The sequence below is a fragment of the Mycobacterium sp. pUA109 genome (genome assembly GCF_041287095.1).
Taxonomy (GTDB): Bacteria; Actinomycetota; Actinomycetes; order Mycobacteriales; family Mycobacteriaceae; genus Mycobacterium.
This window is the reverse complement of the sequence record NZ_JBGGKS010000061.1, coordinates 1-592: the sequence shown is the minus strand read 5'-3', so window position 1 is coordinate 592 and position 592 is coordinate 1. Positions and strand designations below refer to the sequence as shown.

Genomic DNA, 592 nt, shown 5'->3' with positions numbered 1-592 from the left:
CGGGGACACCTTCGTAAGGGGTTTTTGTCAAGGGGTTGGGGGGCTGTGCCCCGGTCCTCGTCTCTACGTAGTTCGTCAAACGGGTTTGGTACCCAACTGCGTGCAAGCGAGTTTGGTGAGGATGGGGCGGGGCCTGCTCATGGTGTCTCCGCGAGGTCACCTGGTGGTGCCTCATGCACGTTTGTGGAGCTTGACCCCAACCGTGATTCGGGGTGGTTCTGGTTAGGCGGCCAACGGCATCACCTCGGTGCCGGCGATGGCTGCGTCCCAGCGCACCTGCTGGGTGGCCACGACATGGATCCAGCGCAGCAGTGCTGCAGCGATCGCGGCCCGGGCTTGACCGTCGGTGAGCCGGTTGTGCTCGCGGGTGGTCAGATACCGGTAGCGCGCGGCCATGACCGGGTTGTGCGCCATGGCACCCCAGACCGCGCGCCAGGCCGCCAACCGCAGCCGGGGCCGGCCCCGCCGAGAAATCCTGGCGCGGCCGGTGAAGGTGCCGCTGGTGTTATCACGCGGGCACAGCCCGGCGTGTTTGACCAGCGCGCGGGGGCTATCAAAGCGGGTCAGGTCCCCGGTTTCGGCCAAGATGGCC

At 67.2% G+C, this 592-nt stretch carries 1 protein-coding gene; it reads right to left on the bottom strand.

The genetic code is table 11. The annotated features are described in order from the left end of the window. Window positions 1-222 precede the first annotated feature (222 nt). Window positions 223-592: transposase (locus tag ACAG26_RS27665; RefSeq protein WP_370486271.1), on the bottom strand; the 370-nt coding region annotated here is incomplete at its 5' end.